We start from the raw sequence: 8,820 nt of genomic DNA, 5'->3' as shown, positions 1-8,820 counted from the left end.
CGCACGCCCGGCGCAGCAGCGCCTCGGTCTCCGGCAGGCTCACCCAGTCGTGGCCGATCGCCGTCCACCCGGCGGGGCGCGGCACCGGGTCCAGGCCCGCGATCTTCGCGACCTGGTCCAGCAGCACCTCCTCCGAGACGGCCCGGACCAGCAACTCCTCCAGGCCGGTGAGCATCCGCTCGGCGACGGCTCCGGGCAGGAAGGCCGTGTCCACCAGCACGTAGAACTCGCAGGTGGACGGGGCGGGACCGGTGGCGAAGAAGATCCTCGCCTTGACCGCGGAGTAGGCGCCGACGAAGAACGTCCTGGTCCTGCCCCGGAGTGTGGCGAGCGCGGCGGCGTCGTCCGGATCGACCCGCGGCAGGCCCTGCCAGCGGCCGCCCTGCCTGACGTCGTTGAAGAAGGCGTCGAGGTCGATGTCGGCGCCGCGCCGCCACGCCTCGGCCTCCCACGCGGCCAGCACGAGCGCGGGGTCGTAGTGCCCGTTCCGGTACGTCGCCATGGTCCTGCGATGTCCGTGTCGCAGCGCGCCGGCGAACGTGCCGTCCCCGAGGTCGATCACGCACAGGCCGTCCTGGGCGGCGGGCCCGGCCATGGCCTCCATGCCCGGGTGGTGCCGGTTCGACACGATGAGCTGCAGCGCCGCCGTACGATGCCCGGTCACGGCGCCGAGCAGAGCGGCGCTGGCGACCGTGAGCACGCTGGAGGTCGTCACGCCGTGCCGGGCGGCGAGCGCCTCGGCGGCGACGGCCGCCGCCGGGGAGTCCATCCCGTACCGGACGAAACGCGGCTCCTCGGGTTCCCTCGCGGGGAAGTCGAACATCGAACGCGGCGCGGACGCCAGGCCGGTCCGCCAGTGCCGCAGCGCCTGGCCGCCGGGCGGCGGGTCCGACCCCTCGAAGGCGGCCTGGTCGAGCGGCTGCCAGTCCGGGCCGGGCAGGTCCTCACCGGCGACCAGCCGCGGCCACTCCGCGGCCACCGTGTTCAGCGACCAGCCGTCGAGCGCGAGATGGGACAGCGCGAGGGCGAGCGCGCGCGGCCGGCCCCGCTGACAGACGACCGCGCACCGGATCGGCAGCTCGGCCGCGTAGTCGAACCCGGTCGCGGCCAGCTCGGCGGCCAGTGCCTTGGCCGCGCTCATCGGCTTGGCCGCCGCCTCGTACACGCCGACCGTGAGCCGGCCCTCCCGGCTCACCCGCTGGACCGTGTTCTCTTCGGCGCTCTCCCCGTCCGGGACGAACGCCGTGCGCAGCGTCTCGTGCCGCTCGATGAGACGGCCCACGGCGCGCAGCACCGCGTCCACGTCGGCCGCGCCGGTCACGGGCAGGGTCCAGGGCAGGTTGAAGTAGGGGTCGCCGTCGTCCAGCCACCGGGTGGAGCGCCAGATCCCCTGCTGGCCCCAGGTCAGCGCGGCCTGCCCGCCCCGGGCGCCGCGGAACTCCACGGTGCGCGGCGGCAGCGCCGAGAGACCGGGGGCCTCCACCGCCGGCGGACCCGCGGTCACTTCCGCTGCCCCGCGATGTGCTCGACCAGGCCGTCGAGCGTGTTGAGGTGGCCGCCGTCCAGGTCGACGTCGCAGTCGAACTCGGTCTCCAGCAGGTCGATCAGCCGGAGGTAGGCGATCGAGGTGAGGCCGAGCGCGGGCAGGCTGCAGTCCGCCGCCAGGATGTCGGCGACGGCCAGATCGCCGCCGCTCGCCTTCGACACCAGCTCGGCCACGCGCTCCCTCAGCATGCCTCCTCCCGCAGGCGGGCGACCTCCGCCGCGATCCCGGTGATCGTCGGCTCGTCGAAGAACACGTCGAAGGACAGCTCCACGTCCATCCGCTCGCGCACCTTCGCGATGATCTGGGTGATCGACAGCGAGTGCCCGCCGAGGTCGAACAGGTCCTCGTCCGGGCCGATCTCCGGCATGCCGAGCACCTCGCGCCAGATCTCCCCCACCTCGGCCAGGAAGGGCCCCGCGTCCGCCGCGCCGGTCGCCGCGGCCGGCTCCTCCCCTGTCCGGGCGAAGGACGGCTCGACCGCGCCGCCGACCACGCCGTCGGCCACCGGGGACGGCAGCGGCAGGCCGGCCAGGTCGGCGTCGGGAGCGGCTGCCACCGCGCGCAGCAGGGAGAGCAGGTCCCCGGCGACGGTCTCGCAGCCGGAGCGGCTCAGGACGAGCGGGTTGAACTGCAGCCGGGCGGCGACGCCGTCCGGCGCGTCCACCACCTGGAGGTGCAGCGTGCCGCGCACCGCGCCGTTGAAGGACATCCAGTCCACCGACGCCTCCACGCCGGGGAACTCCGGCGCGCCTCCGTCACGCCTGCGGTAGCTGACCGACACCGGCGTCAGCGCGGTGCGGGGGCTCACGCCGCCGACGGCGCGCGCGAGCGGCACCTGCCGGAACCGGTAGACGGCCCGCAGCTCCTCGCGCAGGGACCGGGCGAAATCGGCGAACGTCACGGCCGGGGCCGGGGCGGGCACCGGCAGCTCGTTCACGAAGGGGCCGATGTGGTCCCGCGTCTCCTCGGTCCTGGTCGACAGGTCGACGGCCACCGCCGTGCCCTCGTTGCCGTACGCCGCGAGCAGGGTGTGCACCGCGGCGAGCACCAGCTCGAACCGGCTGACGCCCATCTTGTCCGCGGCGACCGCGAGGTCGGCGGGAAGCGCGAAGTCGACGGCCTCGCCGGCCGCGGCGCGGGTCGAGACCCCGGACAGCCCGGGGAGGCGCAGATCCTGCCGGTCCCGCCAGCGGTCACGCCAGAACTCCGCGGCGTCGCCGAGCAACTCGGCCACCCGGGCGTTCTCCCGCTCGACGGCCTCGCCGTACGTCGTGGGAAGGGCCGGCGACGGCACCCCGGCGTAGGCGCCGGCCAGGCCGCGCACCAGGACGTCCTTGGACATGCCGTCGAAGACGGCGTGATGGGCGACGACGACGAGCAGGTGCCGCTCCGGCGCGAGCCGGAAGAGCGTGAACCGGGCCGTCGGCCCGGTCCGCAGGTCCAGGGCGAGGGACGCCTCGCGCTCGATCAGCTCGGCCGGCTCGCGCCCCGCGCCCCCGGACCCGGAGACGTCCTCGAACCCGATCGGCGGCGGCACGGCGGCCGGCACCGGGCGCAGCACGCCGTCCCGCTCGGCCAGTGCCGCGCCCAGCTGGGGATGCGCGCGGACCACGTCGTGGCAGGCGGCCAGCAGCCGGTCCACGTCCAGAGGGCCGTCGAACCGGATGGCCAGCGGCATGTGGTACACGCGGCCCCCGCAGCCCATCTGCTCCGTTATCCACATGCCGTGCTGAGCGAGGGACGCCTGCTCCCCCTCGTCCATGAGCGTCGGTGACATCTCAGTTGCCTTCCGTGCTGATCACGGAGTCGCCCAGCAGCGCGGGCAGCTCCTTCTTGATGACCTTTCCTGACTGGTTCCTGGGCAGGCTGTCGACCACGAGGACCCGTTCGGGAAGCTCGTGCCAGGCCAGCCGGTCCATCAGGAAGGCGCGCACCTCGTTCGCGACGAGCCCCGGCGACCTGGGCACGACCGCGGCGCCCAGCACGGAGCCCAGCACCGGGTGCGGGAGCCCGAACACGGCCGCCTCGGCGACCAGCGGGTGCTCGTGCAGCGCGGCCTCCACCTGCAGGGTGGACACCTTGAACGCCCCGGTCTTGACCACGTCGCTCTCCCGGTCGACCAGGTAGAGGTAGCCGTCGGCGTCCACGTAGCCGACGTCGCCCATGCGCACCCAGCCGTCGCGGAACGACCTGGCGCTGGCCTCGGCGTCGCCGTAGTAGGACCGGGTGGCGGTGGGCGAGCGCATCCACACCTCACCGGTCTCCCCGGCCGGGAGGGGGGTGCCCTCCTCGTCGGTGATGCGCAGCGAGCCGCCGAACGCGGGCCGCCCCAGCGCGGCCGGCCGCGTACGGTCGTAAATCATGATCGTCTGAGCGGGGGCGGCCTCGGTGGACGTGTAGTAGTTCGTCACGGTCGCGTTCGGGAAGGCCGCCGACAGACGTTCCGACACGGCGGGAGGGAGCGCGGCCGCCGCCGATCCCAGCAGCACCACGCTGGACATGTCGTGCCGCTCGTGCAGCCCGGCGTCGAGCAGCTCGATCGCCATGGAGGGCACCAGGAACACGGTGCCGGGGCGGTAGGTCTCGATCAGCCGGGCGAACCGGCCGGGCGTGAACCTCGCCGGGGTCAGCACGGCCGGCCGGGCGTCCAGCGCGTTGACCAGCATGGTCTGGCCGGCGTTGGTGCCGATCGGGAAGGCGTGCAGCAGGTGGCGTGAGTGGGCGAACCTGCGGTGCTTGGGCTGCGTGACGCACCCGTAGGCCAGGTTGGCGTGGCTCGCGCCGACCCCCTTGGGCCGCCCGGTCGTGCCGGAGGTGTAGAGGATCTGCGCCAGGTCGCCGGGCCGTACCCGCGGTCCTTCCGGCGCCGTCCCCGGCTCGAAGCCGGTTTCCAGCTCCGCCGGGGTCGCGGTCCACGGCGCCTCCGCCGGCGCCGCGAGGTCCCGGCCGAGCAGCACCGCCGTCGCCGAGCAGTGCTCGATCATGTGACGCAGCTCGGCCGGCGCCAGCCGGTCCGACATCGGCACGGCCACCGCGCCCGCCTTCAGCACCCCGAAGAACGCCACGGCGAAGTCGATCCAGTCACGGCTGCCGAAGTGCAGCGCCACCCGGTCGCCCGGGGTGACCCCCCGGCCCGCCAGCCCGGCGGCGAGCGCCGCCGACCTGTGCTCCCACTCCGCGAAGGTGAGCGTGCCGTGCCCCTCCACGATCATCGCCACGCCGTCCGGTTCCTGCCCCGCGCGCAGCCGCAGCAGCTCCGGAAGGGTGAGCGCGGGCACGCCCCGCGTCCTCGTCGCCCCCGTCATACGTGCTCCTTCTCGGGTTCGCGAGCCGCCCCTGTTCCTGCCCGTGCGTCCGTCCGTGCGTTCGTGCGGGCGGCCGCGACGCGTTCGGTCAGGGCCTGATAGCCGACGACGTCGTCGGGCAGGGCGTCGGGCACGTCGGCGTCGAACCGGCGCAGCACCCGCACCCGCATGCCGACCAGAGCGATGACGGCGATCGCCAGCGCGAAGCAGGCGTACATGAAGCCGATCCCGCGGCCGGGGCCGGTGCCGAGCACCACGCCCACCGTGCCGGCGAGCGGCCCGCCCGGGGCGAGCAGCGGCTCGAAGACCTGCGCGCCGTACGGCGCGACCAGGCCGAACCCGATGGGCAGCGTGGACCAGGCGACCAGCGTGTTCAGCGCGATGACCCGGCCGTGGAACCGCTGCGGCACCTTTACCTGGATGATCGTGGCGTAGACGCCGTTCAGCAGGGTGAGGCACAGCGACATGCCGAACGCGCCGACGGCGATGAGGAACAGGTCCTGGTACAGCCCGGTCAGCAGGCAGAACACCGACAGGGCGAGCGTGGACAGCAGCACGCCGTACAACCGCCTGCGCCGCGGGCCGCCCCAGGCCGCCATCGCCAGGCCGCCGAGGAAGGCGCCGAGCCCGCCCGCGAACGACACCCGGCCGACCTCGGCCAGCGACGCGAACGACAGCACCAGCGGCGAGATCATCATGAACAGCGGGGACAGGAAGACGTTCAGCACCGCGAAGTAGAACAGCATCGCGCGGAAGCCCCGGTTGCCCCAGGAGTGGCGGATGCCGCCCAGCATCTCGGCGAGCACGCTCTCCCGCCGCTTCCAGGCCATCGTCGCCGGGAAGCGGATCAGCACGATGGTGAGCGTGGCGACGACGTAGCTGGCCACGTCGATGATGAGGATGCCCTCCAGCCCGATCGTCGCCATCAGCCCGACCGCGATCAGCGGCACGATGAGCTGCGCGGTGCCGGTCGCCATCTGGACGACGCCGTTGGCGTGCCCGAGGAACCGTTTCGGCACGAGCTGCGGGATCGCCGAGGTGTACGCCAGCCGTTGGAAGGTGAGCGCGACGGACAGGCAGACCAGCAGCGGATAGATGTGCCAGACCTGCAGGTTCCCGGTCCACAGCAGCAGTCCCAGCGCGAGCTGGGTGCCGCCCGCGGCCGCGTCTCCGGCGATCATGACCTTGCGCCGGTCGAACCGGTCGACGATGGCGCCGGCCAGCGGGGCGACGAGCATGCCGGGCAGCAGCCCGAGCACGGAGAACAGCGCGAACCGGGCGAGCGAGCCCGTGGTGAGGTAGATCCACAGCGGGATGGCGAACTCGGTCAGCGCCGAGCCGGTGATCGAGACGAGCTGACCGGCCGCGACGAGGAGGAAACGCCGCATGCTGGGCGGCGGGCCGAGGCGCACCTGTGCGTCCGCGGCGCCGTCCCGGCCGTCCCCGCCGTCCTGCGCCGTGTCCGCGCCGGATCCGGTTCCGGTCTCGGCGGACCGGCTCGAAACCCCCTGCAGCCACCAGGTGCGGGTGTCGTCCCGTTCCATCCCCTCCGTACGTCCGGAGGCGAGGGCGGCGTGGGTGCCGGTGACGATCTCGGCCAGTTCGTCGCTGCGATACCGCAGGAAGAAGTGCCCGGCCTCGTCGAGGACGACACACGCCGTGTCATCCGACAGGCAGTGCCACTCTTTGTAACGTTCCTGGTAAAACTCGGCCGCCGGGTCGCGTTCGCCGACCACGGCGATGACCGGCGCGCGCAGCGCCGGACCGCCGCCCTCCTCGAAGATCCGCGTGAAGTACCGCTCGGCGGCGCGGGTGCCCTCACGGCGGTTGCGCACGATGAGGTTGACCTGCTCCCGGCCGAGGTCCTCCACGTCGAGCCCGGCCGCGGTCAGGGCGTTGACCCGCTGCTGGTCGCTGGTGAGGCGGTCGAAGAAGGTCCCGAGCCAGTTCAGGCCGCGGCCCGGCCGGGCGAAGGGGAACACGCCGCCGAGGTACAGCGCGTCCACGGTGCGGCCGTCCGCCTCCAGCCTCCGGGCGATCTCCGCGGACAGCATGACGCCGAGGCCGCAGTGGCCGTACAGCACCAGCGAGCCGCCGTTCCTGTCCATGATCTCGGAGATCTCGGCCACGCAGTCGACGACGACCTCGTCGAACGGCCGGGCCTGTTCGCCCAGCTCGTGGCCGGGCACGGCGACCGAGTAGAGCGCCCAGTCGCCCGGCAGCGCGTCCGCGAGCGGCTGGTAGACGACCGCGCTGCCCCCGCCGTACGGCACGCACACCAGGGTGGTGGTGGCGGGCCCGGCGGGGGTGAGCCGGTGCAGCAGCGAGCGCGGCACGTCCCCCTCGGCCGTGAGCAGCCGGGCCAGCTCGCGGACGGTGCGGTGCTTGAAGACGTCGAGCACCGTGATCTGCCGGTCCGGATGCGCCTTGCGCAGCCGGGCGATGACCCGCATCGCCAGCAGCGAGTGGCCGCCCAGGGCGAAGAAGTCGTCGAGCGCCCCCACGCGCTCGACCTCCAGCACCTCCGCCCAGACGCGTGCCACGTCCTCCTCGGCGCCGGGCGCCGGGGAGACGTATTCGGCCGCCGCCACGTCGGCCTCCGGCTCGGGCAGCCGCGAGCGGTCCACCTTGCCGTGCGACTTGAGCGGCAGCTCGTCGAGCCAGGCGTACCGCGAGGGGACCATGTACGCGGGCAGCCGGTCGGCCAGCCACGCGCGGACCTCCGCGGTCTCCCCGTACTCCCCGCCGGCGGGGACGAGGTAGGCGACGAGTTGCTCGCCGCGCGGCTCGACCACGGCCTGGGCGACGTCCGGGTGGTCGGCCAGCACCGACTCGACCTCGCCGAGCTCGACCCGGTAGCCGCGGATCTTCACCTGCAGGTCGCGGCGGCCGAGGAACTCCAGGTCGCCGGTGCCGGACCACCGGCCGAGGTCACCGGTACGGTACATGCGCGACCCGGGCGGGCCGTACGGGTCGGGGACGAACCGGTCGGCGGTCAGGCCGGGACGGTTCAGGTAGCCGCGGGCCAGCCGGTCGCCGCCGAGATAGATCTCCCCCGGCACCCCGGCGGGCACCGGCCGCAACCGCTCGTCCAGCACGTACGCCCGCGCCCCGGGCAGCGGCGAGCCGATCGGCAGGCTCACGCTCGCCTCGGCCGGGCCGTCGGGCGCGGGCAGCCGGGCGACGTCGTAGGTGGTCACGCCCACGGTGGCCTCGGTCGGCCCGTAGTGGTTGACGACCCGGCAGCGGCCCAGCGCCGCGAGCTCGGCGGCCCAGCCGCGCGGGGCCGCCTCCCCGCCCAGCAGCAGCAGCTTCCTGGGGAGCAGGTCGTCCGGTCCGGCGTCCGCGAGCAGAGCGGCGAGGTGGGACGGCGTGATCTTGAGGTAGTCGATCCCGGTGCGCCGGAAGATCTCCGCCAGCTCGGGACCGGCGGTGCGCGAGGGCACCAGATGCAGGGTGCCGCCGGTCATCAGGCACAGGTAGAAGACCGTGACGCCGAAGTCGAAGGCGAGGGACTGGAGCAGGGCGAAGGACGAGCCCGGCTCCACCTCCAGCCGCTCGCGCACCCCGGCGAGGTAGACCATCACCTCGTGGTGCTGCACCGCGACGCCCTTGGGCCGCCCGGTGGTGCCCGAGGTGTAGATCACGTACGCGAGGTCGCCGGGCGCCGCGGGTTCCCAGGGGTCGCCGGGCTCCGGCGCATCGTCGTCGAGGTGCACGGCGGTGATCTCGTCCGGCAGCCGGTCGTGCAGGTCCGGGCTGGTCACGACGATCGACGCCCCCGCGTCGGCCAGCACGTACTCGAGCCGGCCGCGCGGGTGCTCCGGGTCGAGCGGCAGATAGGCCGCGCCCGCCTTGAGCACGCCGAGCACCGCGGCCGCGAGCCCGGCCGACTGCTCCAGGCAGATCGCCACACGGTCGTCGCGCCGCACGCCGAGCCCGCGCAGCCGCCGGGCGAGCCGGTCGGCC

At 73.9% G+C, this 8,820-nt stretch carries 5 protein-coding genes; all 5 read right to left on the bottom strand.

Annotation, left to right across the window (positions count from 1 at the left end; all coding sequences use genetic code 11):
- Positions 1-1,504, bottom strand: a 1,504-nt coding sequence (locus AB0J39_RS35805; RefSeq protein ID WP_363472983.1) for a condensation domain-containing protein, incomplete at its 3' end; no start/stop codon positions are given.
- Positions 1,501-1,734 (bottom strand): phosphopantetheine-binding protein, encoded by a 234-nt coding sequence (locus AB0J39_RS35800; RefSeq protein ID WP_363472981.1) that lies wholly within the window; start codon positions 1,732-1,734, stop codon positions 1,501-1,503. The genes AB0J39_RS35800 and AB0J39_RS35805, both read right to left, overlap by 4 nt.
- A complete protein-coding gene (locus AB0J39_RS35795) occupies positions 1,728-3,323 on the bottom strand; it encodes a condensation domain-containing protein (protein ID WP_363472978.1) in 1,596 nt (531 codons plus the stop codon). The genes AB0J39_RS35800 and AB0J39_RS35795 overlap by 7 nt, the downstream gene beginning before the upstream one ends.
- Position 3,324: 1 nt before the next feature.
- Positions 3,325-4,851: an AMP-binding protein gene (locus AB0J39_RS35790; protein ID WP_363472976.1), complete on the bottom strand. Its 1,527-nt coding sequence runs from the start codon at positions 4,849-4,851 to the stop codon at positions 3,325-3,327.
- A partial coding sequence (locus AB0J39_RS35785) for an amino acid adenylation domain-containing protein (RefSeq protein ID WP_363472974.1) occupies positions 4,848-8,820 on the bottom strand: 3,973 nt, incomplete at its 5' end. The genes AB0J39_RS35785 and AB0J39_RS35790, both read right to left, overlap by 4 nt.

This window comes from Microbispora sp. NPDC049633, assembly GCF_040675265.1.
GTDB lineage: Bacteria > Actinomycetota > Actinomycetes > Streptosporangiales > Streptosporangiaceae > Microbispora > Microbispora maris.
Note: the sequence above shows the minus strand (reverse complement) of the source record. Positions and strands in the feature narration are given on the sequence as shown.

Excerpts from the sequence above, each read along its gene's own strand:
- AB0J39_RS35800 (WP_363472981.1), bottom strand. The coding sequence starts at position 1,734 with ATGCTGAGGGAGCGCGTGGCCGAGCTGGTGTCGAAGGCGAGCGGCGGC.
- AB0J39_RS35795 (WP_363472978.1), bottom strand. The coding sequence starts at position 3,323 with ATGTCACCGACGCTCATGGACGAGGGGGAGCAGGCGTCCCTCGCTCAG.
- AB0J39_RS35790 (WP_363472976.1), bottom strand. The coding sequence starts at position 4,851 with ATGACGGGGGCGACGAGGACGCGGGGCGTGCCCGCGCTCACCCTTCCG.